This is a genomic window from Actinomadura sp. GC306 (assembly GCF_004348665.1).
GTDB lineage: Bacteria > Actinomycetota > Actinomycetes > Streptosporangiales > Streptosporangiaceae > Spirillospora.
Map to the genome: position 1 here is coordinate 1 of NZ_SMKM01000180.1, position 14080 is coordinate 14080.

Here is a 14080-nt window from a genome sequence, read left to right on the forward strand (position 1 = left end):
GTCCGGTGCGGCCGAGGACCCGAGGTGTACCGCCCGGCGCCCGCACCGCGGCACCCGTTGGGGGTGGGTGCCCGCCGCGGTCGGCAGCGCCGCGATCGCCCTCGGTCGCACGGACCGGGCCACGCGGGGAGGCGGCCGGCCGGTCGTCACGCTCTGTGTGGTGCATCCGGCCCTCCTCCCTTCTCTCACCTGGGGCTTTGCCGCCCCGAGGCTTGGTCGTTCACTCTGTGTCACGATCTCGTTGCGTTAGGTACCCCGACGTCACGCGCACGTAAACCGCCCCAGGCGCAAAGAATCATGATCCGCAAGCGGACTTTGCCTCCGCATTGCCCGGCCGCTCGTGGAGGCGGGCGCAGCGGGTCGCGGGGCGTGATCGCTGTGGGCGAACGTTGTCGTGGAAACAAAATGAGGCTCGGGAATCTTGAGTGTGTATGACTCAACTTGTGTTGGGTGCCGATAGACGACTTGGAGCTGAGCATGAGCGAGACCCTGACGCTGCCGGTGCTGCCTCTGGACGACGGGGCCGTTCTGCCGGGCATGGTGGTGCCGCTGGACCTGTCCGAGAGCGGTGAGGTGCGGGCGGCCCTGGAGGCCGCGCGGGCCGCGGCCCAGTCGAAGGGGCCGGGCATCCGGTCGGTGAGCAAGCCGCAGGTGCTGCTGGTCCCCAGGCTGAACGGGCAGTACGCCGGCATCGGAACCCTGGGCGTCGTCGAGCAGGAGGGGCGGCTGCCCGGCGGTGTGCCGGGTGCGGTCGTCCGGGGCGTGCGGCGGGTGCGGATCGGGACCGGGACGACCGGGCCGGGCGCGGCGCTGTGGGTCGAGGGCACCGTGATCGAGACGCCGCCGCCGTCCGGGCGCGCGCAGGAACTGGCGAAGGAGTACAAGAGCCTGGTCGGCGCGATCCTGCAGAAGCGGGGCGCCTGGCAGGTCGTGGACGTCGTGCAGCAGATCGACGACCCGTCCACGCTGGCCGACAACGCCGGGTACGCGCCGTACCTGTCGGCCGAGCAGAAGATCGAGGTCCTGGAGACGCCGGACGTCGTCGAGCGGCTCACCATGGTGATCGGGTGGGCGCGCGACCATCTGGCCGAGCTGGACGTGGCGGAGACGATCCGCAAGGACGTCCAGGAGGGCATGGAGAAGACGCAGCGGGAGTTCCTGCTGCGGCAGCAGCAGGAGGCCATCCGCAAGGAACTGGCCGAGCTCAACGGCGACCCCGCCGACGAGGAGGACGACTACCGGGCCCGGATCGAGGCCGCGGACCTGCCGGAGAAGGTGCGCGAGGCGGCGCTGAAGGAGGTCGACAAGCTGGAGCGGTCGTCCGACGCCTCGCCCGAGGGCGGCTGGATCCGCACCTGGCTGGACACCGTCCTCGACATCCCGTGGAACGACCGCACCGAGGACGCCTACGACATCGCGGGCGCGCGAGAGATCCTGGACGCCGACCACGCGGGCCTCGACGACGTCAAGGAGCGCATCATCGAGTACCTGGCCGTGCGCAAGCGGCGTGAGGACCGGGGCCTCGGTGTCGTGGGCGGACGCAGAAGCGGAGCCGTCCTCGCGCTGACCGGTCCTCCCGGCGTCGGTAAGACGTCCCTGGGCGAGTCGGTCGCGCGGGCCATGGGACGCGAGTTCGTCCGGGTCGCCCTGGGCGGAGTCAGGGACGAGGCCGAGATCCGCGGTCACCGCCGCACCTACGTGGGGGCGCTTCCGGGACGGATCGTCCGCGCCATCCGCGAGGCCGGTTCGATGAACCCGGTCGTCCTGCTGGACGAGATCGACAAGGTCGGCGCCGACTACCGGGGCGACCCGACGGCGGCCCTGCTGGAGGTCCTGGACCCCGAGCAGAACCACACCTTCCGCGACCACTACCTGGAGGTCGAGCTCGACCTGAGCGACGTGCTGTTCCTCGCGACGGCGAACGTGGTGGAGGCGATCCCCGCGCCGCTGCTCGACCGGATGGAGCTGGTGGAGCTGGACGGCTACACCGAGCACGAGAAGGTCACCATCGCGCGTGACCACCTGCTGCCGCGCCAGCTCGACAAGGCCGGGCTGGAGGCGTCCGAGGTGGCGTTCGGCGACGACGCGCTGCGGCTGCTGGCGTCGGAGTACACCCGCGAGGCGGGCGTCCGGTCGCTGGACCGGTCGATCGCGCGGGTACTGCGCAAGATCGCCGCGAACGTGGCGCTGGAGAAGACGGAGCTGCCGGTCTCGATCGGCGCGGACGACCTGAAGGACTACCTGGGGCGCCCCAGGTACACCCCGGAGGTCGAGCTGAGCCGCAACGAGCGGCGGACGGGCGTGCCCGGCGTCGCGACGGGCCTGGCGGTCACCGGCGCGGGCGGCGACGTCCTCTACATCGAGGCGTCGCTGGCCGACAAGGAGACCGGCGACACCGGCGTGACGCTCACCGGGCAGCTCGGCGACGTCATGAAGGAGTCGGCGCGGATCGCGCTGAGCTACCTGCGCTCGCGCGGGGCGGAGCTGGAGCTGCCGGTCGGCGACCTGAAGGACCGCGGCGTGCACGTCCACGTGCCGGCCGGCGCGATCCCGAAGGACGGCCCGAGCGCCGGCATCACGATGACGACGGCGCTGGCGTCGCTGCTGTCGGGGCGGCCGGTCCGCCCGGACGTGGCGATGACCGGCGAGGTGTCGCTCACCGGCCGGGTGCTGCCGATCGGCGGCCTGAAGCAGAAGCTGCTGGCCGCGTCCCGGCTCGGCATCACCACCGCGATCGTGCCGAAGCGCAACGAGCCGGACCTTGAGGAGGTCCCGGCCGAGGTGCTGGACAACCTGACGGTCTTCGCCGTGAGCGACGTCCGCGAGGTGCTCGATCTGGCCCTGGAGCCCGCCACCACGCCGGTGACGGTCTGAGCCCCGAAAGCCCGCGCCGGGTTTCGCCCGGCGCGGGCTTTTCGGCAGCAATCCCTTTTTCGGTCGTGCTGTATCGCCTGGTCGCGCATGGTTGATGACGGAGCGGGAAGATGCGGCGCGTGTTGGTGGAGATGTGGCAGCCCGCGGCACCGGGCAAGAAGGTCCCCTGGTACATCGTCGCCCTTCGCGTGGTCGCGGTGGCGATCGCGTTGGGCACCCTTGGCGTCTTCTTCTACTTCGCGTTCAAACTGACGCTGACACCCGTCCAGGACAACGGCCAGGCAGGCGGCAACACCGACCCTGGCCGCTCGCTCCGCTTCTACCTGGATCGCCCCATCAAGGAGGCCGTCCTCCAGGTGGGTGGCAACCTCGCGCTCCTGGCGCCCCTGGGCGTCCTGCTCCCCATCGTCTGGACGACCCTCCGCGGCCCCATACGCCTGGCCCTGGTGGCGGCCATGCTCTCCCTGGCCATCGAGGGGGTACAGGGCATGCTGGTCATGGGCCGCGCCTTCGACATCGACGACGTCATCCTCAACGTCACCGGCGTCGTCCTCGCCTATCTCCTCCTAGGCCGCCGCCTGTCCAGAACCCTCCGCGGCACCTGACGGGCGCCGTCAGCCGCCGCGCTTGGGGGTGAGGCGGAAGATGCGCAGCTGGCGGTCGGTGCGTTCGACGTAGCGGTCGTAGACGGGCCACACCTGGGTGAGCCGGGGCCAGATCTCCTTGCGTTCGGCGTCGTCCAGGAGGTGGGCGGTCACCGGGACGGTGCGGCCCTGGAAGCTGACCTCCGCGTCCGGGTTCTTCAGGAGGTTGCCGGTCCAGGCGGGGTGCTTCTCGCGGCCGAAGTTCGAGCCGACGACGAAGAAGCCGCCGTCGTCGTTCGGGAGGCACGCGAGGGGCGTCCGGCGGGGGAGGCCGCTGACCGCGCCGGTCGTCGTCAGGACGAGGCTGGGGACGAGGAGCTGGCCGAGCAGCAGGCGCCCGCCGGTGACCTTGTGCAGGGCCCGGTCGATGGGCGGGACGACCTTGGGCCCCACCTTGGAGAACCACCTGGCGCCGGAGATGCGCTGGAAGAGGGGGCCGAACGTGCGCTGGACGAGGGTCGGCCTCGGCGGCTGCTCCTTGGGGGCGAGCCGGCCGGCCCGCCGGGGGCTGAGGTGGCCGTTCGCCGCCAGCCAGCGCAGGGCGTCGCCGACCGTCTCCTCGACGGGGCGCAGGGTGAGGTCCAGCGCGTCCAGGGCCGGGCGGTCGTCGGTGGGCACGAGCGTGACCATGAACTCGGCGGCGTCCCGGGTGAGCGGGTACTCGAAGTGGCGGACGCGCTTGGCCGCGTCCAGCGCCGAGCCGAGCCCGAGCATGACGCCGCTCGGGACGCGGACGCGGCGGCACTTCACGCCGGTGAGGCGGTCGCAGAGGTCCGCGTACTGCGGCCACGTCAGGTAGTGGCCGCCCAGCATCCAGCGGCTCGGCCCCTGCCGGGCCTCGACGGAACGTGCCAGCGCCTCGCCGAGGTCGCGGACGTCGATGACCGAAACACCGCCGCCCGGAAGCGGCCACACCTTGCCGAGCGCGGCGGCGAGCCCCTCCAGCAGCGCGTCCAGCGTCGGCTGGTCGGGGCCGCACACGCCGCCCGGGTAGACGATCGTGACCGGTGCGCCGTCCGCCTGGAGGCCGCGCACGTACTCCTCGGAGGCCAGCTTCGACCTGCCGTAGGCCGTGCGGGGGGTCGCCAGGGCGGCGTCGGGGGTGATGACCGGCGCGGAGGGCGGCACGAACACCCCGATCGACGACACGTGGATCACCGGGGCCAGGCCGTGGTCGACGGCTCCGCCGACCACGTTGCGCGTGCCCTGGACGTTGACCTGGACGATGTCGTCGCCGGTGCCGCCCTGGTGGCCGGTCACGCCGATGGCGGCGGCGGCGTGGATCGCGGCGTCGCAGCCGTCGAGCGCCTCCGCGACGGTGCCGGCGTCGAGCATGTCGCCGGGGACGAGCTCCACGTCCTCGGCCGCGACACCGATCGTCCGGAACACCCTCGCCGCCTTGCCGGGGTCGCGGACCAGCGCGCGCGGGCGGTGCCCGGCGGCCAGGAGAGAGCGCACGGTGTAAGAGCCGACGAACCCGGAGGCGCCGGTGACGAAGACCCGCATGCGCCACAACCTAGCGCTTGGTCAGGGCGAACGACAGGCCCCGGTGCCCCGCCGGGCAAGAGTAACCCTTCCGGTTTCGGACATCTCCAATACCGGGAAGGCGTGCAACCGGCCGTTGACGCTCCTGGAACGCTCCATCACACTCGTGACTCACCTGACCGCCGACCGGGAGGGATCGATGAAGATCGGACTGGCCGGCGCGGGGCGCATCGGTGCGCGCCACGCCGCCGCCCTGTGTGCACTGCCCGAGGTGGCCGACCTCCATGTCGCGGACGCGGATCCCGGCCGGGCGCGCGAGCTCGCGGCCCGGCTGCCCCGGACGTCGCGCGTCGTGCCGCGGGACGCGGTCGCGGACCTGTTCGCCGCCGGGCTGGACGGCCTGGTCGTCGCGGCGGCCACCGACGCGCACGCGGACCTGGTGGAGCGGGCCGTCGCCGCGCGGATACCGGTGTTCTGCGAGAAGCCGCTCGCCGCGGACCTTGATGGAACGTTCCAAGCGGTCGCCGCGGCGGCCACCGCCGAGGTCCCGGTGCAGGTCGGGTTCCAGCGCCGGTTCGACAGCGGGAACGCCGCGGCGCGCGAGGCCCTGGCGTCGGGGCGGCTCGGCTGGCTGCACACCGTCCGGTCGTGCAGCTTCGATCCCGCGCCGCCGCCCGCCGGATACGTCCCGACCTCCGGCGGCCTGTTCCGCGACTGCGTCATCCACGACCTGGACCTGATCCGGTTCGTCACGGGCCGCGAGGTCGTCCGGGTGATGGCCGCGGGCGCCAACCGCGGCGACGACTTCTTCCGCGAGTGCGGGGACGTCGACACCGGCTCCGCGCTGCTCGTCCTGGACGACGGGACGCTCGGCCAGGTGTCGGCCACCCGCTACAACGCCGCCGGATACGACTCCCGGCTGGAGCTGTTCGGGTCCAAGGACAGCATCGTCACGGGCATGGACGACCGGACGCCGGTGACCGCGCTGCCCGAGCGGGACGGCGACCCGGACGCCGCGCCGGGCGGCGAGCCTAGGCGCGCCTACGGCGGCTTCATGGAGCGCTTCGCCGACGCCTACGACGCCGAGCTCCGCGCCTTCGTGGACGTGATCGCCGGCCGCCGCGTCAATCCGTGCCCGCCCGAGGAGGCCCTGGAAGCCTTCTACCTCGCCGAGGCGTGCGAGCTGTCCCTGCGGGAGGGGCGCATCGTCGGGACCGAGGAGGTGCGGCGATGAGGGTCGCGGCGGCACCGATCTCCTGGGGCGTATGCGAGGTCCCCGGCTGGGGCCACCAGATGGAGCCGGGACGGGTCCTCGCGGAAATGCGCGACCTCGGCCTCGCCGCGACGGAGCTCGGGCCTGACGGCTTCCTGCCCGGTGACCCGCGGACGAGGGACGAGCTGCTGGCGTCCTATGGGCTGGGTCTCGTGGGGGCCTTCGTCCCGACGGTTCTGCACGATCCGGAGTACGACCCCATGCCCGACATCGAACGTGCCTTAGGCCGGGTCGGCGGCGTCCTCATCCTGGCGGCGGTGACCGGGCTGGACGGCTACGACGAGCGGCCGGCCCTGGACACCAAGGCGTGGTCGACCCTGCTGGCCAACCTCGATGCCATCACCCTGTACGCCGCAGCACGCGGCCGTGCTGTCACGCTGCATCCGCATGTGGGGACGGTGGTGGAGTCCCGTGCGGATGTGGAACGCGTGCTGGGCGAAAGCAGCGTCCCCTTGTGCCTGGACACGGGACACCTGATGGTCGGCGGCACCGACCCACAGTGGCTGGTGCGTTTCGCTACGCGGCGCGTTACGCACGTCCACCTGAAGGACGTGGACGCGAGACTCGCGGACCGCGTGCTCAACGGCGGCACCAGTTACACGGACGCTGTGCGCGACGGTCTGTACCGGCCACTTGGGGACGGCGACGTTGACATCCCCGGGATCGTCCACACGCTGGAGGGAGCCGGCTACGAAGGCTGGTACGTCATGGAGCAGGACACCGTCCTGACCGAAGAGCCCGCAGACGGGGCCGGCCCCTACGACGACGTTCGCAAGAGCCTCGACTTCCTCGCCGGGGTGGTCCGATGACCTTCGACCTCATCACGATGGGCCGGGTGAGCGTGGACGTCTACCCGGACCAGGTGGGCCTGCCGCTGGAGGACGTGGAGTCGTTCGGCCGGTACCTCGGCGGCAGCCCGACCAACGTCGCCGTGGCCGCGGCCAGGTACGGCCGGAGCGCCGCCGTCATCACCCGTACCGGGGACGACCCCTTCGGGCGGTTCGTCCACAAAACGCTCAAGGAGTACGGGGTCGACGACCGGTTCGTCACGGCCGTTCCAGGGCTGCCGACCCCGCTGGCGTTCTGCGAGATCTTCCCGCCGGACGACTTCCCCCTGTATTTCTACCGCTACCCCAAGGCCCCGGACCTGGAGATCCATGCGCATGAGCTCGACCTAGAGGCGATACGGGAGGCGCGGATCGTGTGGGCCACCGTCACCGGGCTGTCGCAGGAGCCCAGCCGTGAGGCGACACTGACCGCGCTCGGCGAACACCCCGGGCAGACCGTCATCGACCTGGATTACCGGCCGATGCTGTGGGCCGACCCCACGGAAGCACCACACTGGGCAGGGCTCGCCCTGGAACGCGCGTCCGTGGCGGTCGGGAACCTGGATGAATGCGAGATCGCTGTGGGAGAGCGGGAGCCGCGTGCCGCCGCCCAAGCGATCCTGGAGCGCGGGCCCCGCCTCGCCGTCGTGAAGATGGGGCCGGACGGCGTCCTCGCGGCCACCGCCGACGAGGTGGTGGAGGTGCCTCCGGTCGAGGTCGACGTCGTGAACGGGCTCGGCGCGGGCGACGCGTTCGGCGGCGCCCTCTGCCACGGCCTCCTCGCCGGCTGGGACCTGCGGCGGACGATCGGGTTCGCGGCGGCCGCGGGGGCGGTCGTCGCGTCCCGCATCGCCTGCTCCGCCGCGATGCCCGCGGCCGCCGAGGTCGCCGAACTGCTGGAGGGGCGGCGATGAAGCACCACCTGCCCGCGGGCACGGCCGCCGAGGAGCCGTACGCGCTCGTCGTGACCCCCGAGTCGGCCGGGTGGGCGCACTCGGCGCTGCGAATCCTCGACCTGCCCGGCGGCGGCTCCCACGCGTTCCCGACCGGCGAGTTCGAGACGATCGTGCTGCCGCTCGCCGGGTCGTGCACGGTCGAGTGCGACGGCGAGCGGTTCGAACTCGACGGCCGCGACGACGTGTTCAGCCGCGTCAGCGACTTCGCCTACGTCCCGCGTGACGCGCGGGTCACGGTGCGCGGGCGCGGCAGGTTCGCGCTGGCCGGGGCACGCTGCGAGGCCCGGCTCGCGCCGTGCTACGGACCCGCCGGGGACGTCCCGGTCGAGCTGCGCGGGGCGGGTCCCGCGAGCCGCCAGGTCAACAACTTCGGGACCCCGGAGGGCTTCCCGTTCGCCGAGAAGCTGATCGCGTGCGAGGTGCTGACGCCGGGCGGCTGCTGGTCGTCCTACCCGCCGCACAAGCACGACGAGGAGACGCCGGACGAGGCCGTCCTGGAGGAGATCTACTACTTCGAGGTCGCCCGCGGGGGCATGGCCTATCAGCGCGTGTACGGACGGCCCGAACGTCCCATCGACGTACTGGCGGAGGTCCGGAGCGGTGATGTGGTCCTGATCCCGCACGGCTGGCATGGGCCGTCCATGGCGCCGCCGGGGCACGACCTGTACTACCTGAACGTGATGGCCGGGCCGTCACCGGAGCGTGCCTGGCGCATCTGCGACGACCCCGCGCACGCGTGGATCCGCGACACCTGGCCTGGGCAGCCGCTCGATCCGCGTCTTCCGCTGACCTCGGCGGAGGGACGGCCATGAGGCTCACGGTGGGGCAGGCCCTCGTCCGGTTCCTGGGGGCGCAGTACAGCCGGCGGGACGGGGAGGAGCGTCGCTTCTTCGCGGGCTGCTTCGGCATCTTCGGCCACGGCAACGTCGCGGGCATCGGGCAGGCGTTGCTTGAGCAGGCCGACGACCTCCCCTACTACATGGCCCGCAACGAACAGGCCATGGTGCACACCGCCTCCGGCTACGCCCGGATGAACGACCGGCTCTCCACCTTCGCCTGCACGTCGTCCATCGGGCCTGGGGCGACCAACATGGTGACCGGTGCGGCCCTGGCCACCATCAACCGGCTGCCCGTTCTGCTGTTGCCCGGTGACATCTTCGCGACGCGTCCGGCCAACCCGGTCTTGCAGGAGCTTGAGGACGCCCGGTCGTACGACGTTTCCGTCAACGACTGCTTCAAGCCCGTCTCCAAGTACTGGGACCGCATCAACCGTCCGGAGCAGCTCCCCAGTGCGCTGATGGCGGCGATGCGCGTACTCACCGATCCGGCCGAGACGGGTGCGGTCACGCTGGCTCTGCCCCAGGACGTCCAAGCCGAAGCCCATGACTGGCCTGAGGAGCTGTTCCACCGCCGGGTGTGGCGGATCCCGCGGCCCCTGCCCGAGCCCGCCGCGCTGGACGAGGCGTCCGCGGTCCTGCGGTCCGCCGAGCGTCCCCTCATCGTGGCCGGTGGCGGCGTCATCTACTCGGGCGCCACCGCTGAACTGCGCGCGTTCGCCGAGCAGACGGGCATCCCCGTGGCCGAGACCCAGGCGGGCAAGGGCGCCCTTGCCTGGGACCACGCTCGCTCTGTGGGGGCCATAGGCGCGACGGGCACGACCGCGGCGAACGCGCTCGCCCGTGACGCCGACGTCGTGCTCGGCATCGGCACCCGCTACAGCGACTTCACGACCGCGTCCCACAGCCTGTTCGCGGGCCCGGACGTGCGGTTCGTCAACGTCAACGTCGCCAGATTCGACGCCGCCAAGCTCGCGGGCACCATGGTCGTCGCGGACGCGAAGGAGGGCATCAGGGCCCTGCACGCCGCGCTGGCCGGCTACGGCGTCCCGAACGCCCACCGGGAACGGGCTCGGGACCTGGTGGCGGACTGGAACGCGCAGGTCGACCGGGCCTGCGCGCCCCGGAACGCGAAACCGCCCGCCCAGGCGGAGGTGATCGGCGCGGTCAACGCGGCCGCCGGCCCCCGGGACGTCGTGGTCTGCGCGGCCGGGTCCATGCCGGGCGACCTGCACAAGCTCTGGCGGGCCGCGGACCCGAAGGGGTACCACGTCGAGTACGGCTACTCCTGCATGGGCTACGAGATCGCCGGGGGCCTCGGCGTGAAGATGGCCGCCCCGGACCGCGAGGTGTTCGTCCTCGTCGGCGACGGCTCGTACCTGATGATGGCGCAGGAGCTGGCCACGGCCGTCGCCGAGGACGTCAAGCTGGTCGTCGTCCTCGTCCAGAACCACGGGTTCGCCTCGATCGGGAACCTGTCGGAGTCGGTCGGCGCGGAGCGGTTCGGCACCCGCCACCGCGTCCGCACCGCCACCGGCCTCGACGGCGGCAACCTCCCCGTCGACCTGGCCGCCAACGCCGCCAGCCTCGGCGCGGACGTGCTCCGCGCGGCCACCGTCGCCGAGCTCCGCGAGGCGCTCGGCGAGGCGCGTAAGGCCGCCCGCACGACGGTTATCCACATCGAGACGGACCCCTTGGCAGGCCCCCCGGGGGGTGCGGCATGGTGGGACGTCCCGGTCGCGGAGGTGGCGGCGCTGGACTCCACCAGGGAGGCTCGTGCCCGTTATGAGGGGGATCGGCGCGCACGGCGCCACCATCTGTGATCAACTCCTCTCACTGACCACTCGGGGAGAAACGGAGTACATCCGATGAAAGGCGTTTTCTCGCGCGGGTCGTCCCAGGGACTCGCGGTTCTGGCCGCCGCCGTGCTGGCGCTGAGCGCCTGCAGCGGGTCGGGCGGCAAGGAGGCCGAGGAGGACACGGCGGGCGACGGCCCCCGGCTGGAGATCGCGATGGTGACGCACTCCGCCCCCGGTGACACCTTCTGGGACATCGTGCAGAAGGGCGCCAAGGCCGCCGCCGAGAAGGACAATGTCGAGTTCCTCTACTCCGCGGACCCCGACGGCGGCAAGCAGGCCCAGCTGGTGCAGGCCGCGATCGACAAGAAGGTCGACGGCATCATCGTCACCCTCGCCAAGCCCGACGCGATGAAGGACGTCCTCGCGAGCGCCGCCGCCGCGAAGATCCCGGTCGTGTCGATCAACTCCGGGCAGGAGGAGTCGGCGGAGCTCGGCGCGCTCGCGCACTTCGGCCAGGACGAGTCGGTCGCGGGCGAGGCGGCCGGCACCGAACTGGGCGAGATCGGCGCGAAGAAGGCGCTGTGCGTGATCCACGAGCAGGGCAACGTGGGCCTGGAGGCCCGCTGCGACGGGGCGCGCAAGACCTTCGACGGCGAGCTGGAGAACCTGTTCGTCCAGGGCGCGAACATGCCGGACGTGAAGTCGTCCATCACCGCCAAGCTCCAGTCCGACAAGGGCATCGACGGCATCCTGACGCTCGGCGCGCCGTTCGCCGCCACCGCCGTGGACTCGGTGCAGGAGGTCGGCAGCGAGGCGAAGATCGGCACGTTCGACCTCAACAAGGACCTCATCGCCCAGCTCAAGGCGGGCGACATCGAGTTCGCCGTCGACCAGCAGCCGTACCTGCAGGGCTACGAGGCCGTCGACGCGCTGTGGCTGCTGAAGCGCAACGGCAACGTCCTCGGCGGCGGCCGCCCCGTCCTCACCGGCCCGGCGATCGTCACCAAGGACAACGCGGCCGGGCTGGAGGAGTTCGCCGACCGGGGGACGCGGTGACCCACGCGGTCGCCGAGCCGCCGGTGGCCGATCCGGGCCCCGACGAGCGCCTGGCCCGGCGGTCGCCGCTGCGGCGGCTGCTGGGCCGCCCGGAGCTCGGCGCCCTGCTCGGCGCGGTGGCGCTGTTCGTGTTCTTCTCGGTCGTCGCGGACGCCTTCCTGCAGGCCGGCTCGTTCTCGACCGTGCTGTACGCCAGCTCCACGTTCGGGATCATGGCGGTCGGGGTGTCGCTGCTGATGATCGGCGGCGAGTTCGACCTGTCCGCCGGGGTCATGGTGACGTCGTCCGCGCTCATCGCCGCGCTGACCGCCTACCAGTTCACGCTGAACGTGTGGGCGGGCGTCGCGATCTCGCTGGCGCTGACGCTGGCGCTCGGCATGGTCAACGGCCTGCTCTACGTCTGGACGAGACTGCCGAGCTTCATCATCACCCTCGCCATGTTCTTCATGCTGGCGGGCCTGAACCTCGGCGTGACCAAGGCCCTCACCGGCAACGTCGCCAGCGACTCGGTCCGCGACATGGACGGCTTCGCCGCCGCCCGCGCGGTCTTCGCCTCCGACCTGGACGTCCTCGGCCTCCGCATCAAGATCACCGTGCTGTGGTGGCTGCTGTTCGTGGCCGTCGCGACCTGGATCCTGCTGCGCACCCGCACCGGCAACTGGATCTTCGCGGTGGGCGGGTCGGCCGCCAGCGCCCGCGCGGTCGGCGTCCCGGTCGCCCGCGTGAAGATCGGCCTGTTCATGGGGGTCGCGTTCTGCGCCTGGTTCTCCGGGATGCACCTGGTGTTCGCGTTCGCGACGATCCAGTCCGGCGAGGGCGTCGGCAACGAGTTCCTGTACATCATCTGCGCGGTCATCGGCGGCTGCCTGCTGACCGGCGGCTACGGGTCGGCGATCGGCGCGGCGATCGGCGCGTTCATCTTCGGCATGACGAACAAGGGCATCGTCTACGCCGAGTGGAACCCGGACTGGTTCCGGTTCTTCCTCGGCGCGATGCTGCTCATCGCCACCGTGGTGAACCTGGTCGTCCGGCGCAGAGTGGAGCGGACACCATGACCGACACCATGACCGGCGCCGTGACCGGCGGGACGGACGCGCCGCTGCTGCGGCTCAGCGGCGTCGGGAAGGGCTACGGCAACGTCATCGCGCTGCGGGACGTGTCGCTGGAGGCGTCCGAGGGGGAGGTGACGTGCGTCCTCGGCGACAACGGGGCGGGCAAGTCCACGCTGATCAAGGTCGTCGCCGGGCTGCACCGCCACGACACCGGCACCTACGAGGTGCAGGGCGAGCGGGTCGTGTTCGACTCGCCCCGCGACGCCCTCGACCGCGGCATCGCGACCGTCTACCAGGACCTCGCGGTCGTCCCGCTCATGCCGGTCTGGCGCAACTTCTTCCTCGGCTCCGAGAAGCGCAAGGGCTTCGGCCGCATGGACGTCGCGTTCATGCGGGCGACCACCCACGCGGAGATGGCGGCGATGGGCATCGACCTGCGCGACGTCGACCAGCCCATAGGCACCCTGTCCGGCGGCGAACGCCAGTGCGTGGCGATCGCCCGCGCCGTCTACTTCGGCGCCAAGGCCCTCGTCCTGGACGAACCCACCGCCGCCCTGGGCGTCAAGCAGGCCGGCGTCGTGCTCCGCTACATCGTCCAGGCCCGCGAGCGGGGCCTCGCGGTCGTCTTCATCACCCACAACCCGCACCACGCCTACCCGGTGGGCGACCGCTTCCTGATCCTCAACCGGGGCCAGAGCATCGGCTACCACACCAAGGACGAGATCTCCCGCGACGAGCTGACCGGCCTCATGGCCGGCGGAAGGGAGCTGGAGGAACTCGCCCACGAACTGGACGCGGCCGGCTCCCCGGCCGCCACCCGCATCAAGAAGGAGGCCCGGACCCTGCCCTCCGCCGACGACTGATCGGTCAGCCGGGAGTGAGCCAAGTGCGGCAGAGCCACCAGGCGTTGACGGCGCCGAACGTGTCGGACGGGTCGATCCCGGTGACCTCGGTGAACCGCTGGACCCGGTTCCGCACCGTGTTGGGGTGCACGAACAGGGCTCCGGCCGCCGCGGTCACGTCGCGCCTCGCCTCCAGCCAGGCGCACACCGCCCGCGCGACCGGCTCGCCGTTCGCGCCGAGCTCCGCCCACGCCGCCCGGTGCCGTTCGAGCAGCACGGACGCCAGATCTGCCCGGTCGGCCACCGCCGCAAGAACGGCTACGTCCGCCACATGCACCGCCCCCGTCCGCCCGACCGCCTCGGCAGCCCCCAGCGCCGACACGGCGAGCCGCCGAGCAGCCGCCAGATTCTCCACCTCCACAGGCCCCGCGACCCC

General features: G+C 71.9%; 12 protein-coding genes. 10 read left to right on the top strand and 2 right to left on the bottom strand.

What is annotated here, in order from left to right:
* The first annotated feature begins 477 nt into the window (after positions 1-477).
* Positions 478-2874, top strand: coding sequence for an endopeptidase La (gene lon / locus E1200_RS22525; protein ID WP_131954052.1), 2397 nt, complete (start codon positions 478-480; stop codon positions 2872-2874).
* A 110-nt stretch (positions 2875-2984) separates the two neighbouring features.
* Positions 2985-3479 carry a VanZ family protein gene (locus E1200_RS22530; RefSeq protein WP_131954053.1) on the top strand — a complete coding sequence of 165 codons (495 nt, stop codon included), beginning with the start codon at positions 2985-2987 and terminating at the stop codon, positions 3477-3479.
* Positions 3480-3488: 9 nt separating this feature from the next.
* Here E1200_RS22530 and E1200_RS22535 read toward each other — a convergent pair whose 3' ends face one another.
* A complete protein-coding gene (locus tag E1200_RS22535; protein WP_131954054.1) occupies positions 3489-5024 on the bottom strand; it encodes a nitroreductase/quinone reductase family protein in 1536 nt (511 codons plus the stop codon).
* 178 nt (positions 5025-5202) lie between these two features.
* Between E1200_RS22535 and E1200_RS22540 the strand changes: the two genes are divergently transcribed.
* The 8 genes from E1200_RS22540 to E1200_RS22575 are packed head-to-tail and all read left to right on the top strand — an operon-like array spanning position 5203 to position 13665.
* Positions 5203-6237: a Gfo/Idh/MocA family oxidoreductase gene (locus E1200_RS22540; protein WP_131954055.1), complete on the top strand. Its 1035-nt coding sequence runs from the start codon at positions 5203-5205 to the stop codon at positions 6235-6237.
* Complete coding sequence (locus E1200_RS22545; RefSeq protein WP_131954056.1) at positions 6234-7085, top strand: TIM barrel protein; 852 nt, start codon at positions 6234-6236, stop codon at positions 7083-7085. The genes E1200_RS22540 and E1200_RS22545 overlap by 4 nt, the downstream gene beginning before the upstream one ends.
* Entirely contained in the window at positions 7082-8017 is a 936-nt protein-coding gene (iolC, locus tag E1200_RS22550) for a 5-dehydro-2-deoxygluconokinase (protein ID WP_131954057.1), read from the top strand. Before E1200_RS22545 ends, iolC begins: the two co-directional genes overlap by 4 nt.
* Positions 8014-8871 carry a 5-deoxy-glucuronate isomerase gene (gene iolB / locus E1200_RS22555; RefSeq protein ID WP_131954058.1) on the top strand — a complete coding sequence of 286 codons (858 nt, stop codon included), beginning with the start codon at positions 8014-8016 and terminating at the stop codon, positions 8869-8871. The genes iolC and iolB overlap by 4 nt, the downstream gene beginning before the upstream one ends.
* On the top strand, positions 8868-10718 hold the full coding sequence (iolD, locus tag E1200_RS22560; protein WP_131954059.1) for a 3D-(3,5/4)-trihydroxycyclohexane-1,2-dione acylhydrolase (decyclizing): 1851 nt from the start codon (positions 8868-8870) through the stop codon (positions 10716-10718). Before iolB ends, iolD begins: the two co-directional genes overlap by 4 nt.
* Before the next feature lie 45 nt (positions 10719-10763).
* Positions 10764-11750: a sugar ABC transporter substrate-binding protein gene (locus E1200_RS22565; protein ID WP_131954060.1), complete on the top strand. Its 987-nt coding sequence runs from the start codon at positions 10764-10766 to the stop codon at positions 11748-11750.
* Entirely contained in the window at positions 11747-12805 is a 1059-nt protein-coding gene (locus E1200_RS22570; RefSeq protein WP_131954061.1) for an ABC transporter permease, read from the top strand. The genes E1200_RS22565 and E1200_RS22570 overlap by 4 nt, the downstream gene beginning before the upstream one ends.
* The gene (locus E1200_RS22575) at positions 12802-13665 is read left to right on the top strand and encodes an ATP-binding cassette domain-containing protein (protein WP_131954062.1); all 864 of its coding nucleotides are present in this window, start codon (positions 12802-12804) and stop codon (positions 13663-13665) included. Before E1200_RS22570 ends, E1200_RS22575 begins: the two co-directional genes overlap by 4 nt.
* Positions 13666-13669: 4 nt before the next feature.
* On the opposite strand, the gene E1200_RS22580 is transcribed toward E1200_RS22575, so the two are convergent.
* On the bottom strand, positions 13670-14080 hold a 411-nt coding region (locus tag E1200_RS22580), incomplete at its 5' end, for a helix-turn-helix domain-containing protein (protein ID WP_131954063.1).

Bases quoted from the DNA above. Each gene is read 5' to 3' on its own strand.
- E1200_RS22535 (WP_131954054.1), bottom strand. From the start codon at position 5,024: ATGCGGGTCTTCGTCACCGGCGCCTCCGGGTTCGTCGGCTCTTACACC.
- E1200_RS22575 (WP_131954062.1), top strand. From the start codon at position 12,802: ATGACCGACACCATGACCGGCGCCGTGACCGGCGGGACGGACGCGCCG.
- iolC (WP_131954057.1), top strand. From the start codon at position 7,082: ATGACCTTCGACCTCATCACGATGGGCCGGGTGAGCGTGGACGTCTAC.
- E1200_RS22540 (WP_131954055.1), top strand. From the start codon at position 5,203: ATGAAGATCGGACTGGCCGGCGCGGGGCGCATCGGTGCGCGCCACGCC.
- lon (WP_131954052.1), top strand. From the start codon at position 478: ATGAGCGAGACCCTGACGCTGCCGGTGCTGCCTCTGGACGACGGGGCC.
- E1200_RS22565 (WP_131954060.1), top strand. From the start codon at position 10,764: ATGAAAGGCGTTTTCTCGCGCGGGTCGTCCCAGGGACTCGCGGTTCTG.
- iolD (WP_131954059.1), top strand. From the start codon at position 8,868: ATGAGGCTCACGGTGGGGCAGGCCCTCGTCCGGTTCCTGGGGGCGCAG.
- iolB (WP_131954058.1), top strand. From the start codon at position 8,014: ATGAAGCACCACCTGCCCGCGGGCACGGCCGCCGAGGAGCCGTACGCG.
- E1200_RS22545 (WP_131954056.1), top strand. From the start codon at position 6,234: ATGAGGGTCGCGGCGGCACCGATCTCCTGGGGCGTATGCGAGGTCCCC.
- E1200_RS22530 (WP_131954053.1), top strand. From the start codon at position 2,985: ATGCGGCGCGTGTTGGTGGAGATGTGGCAGCCCGCGGCACCGGGCAAG.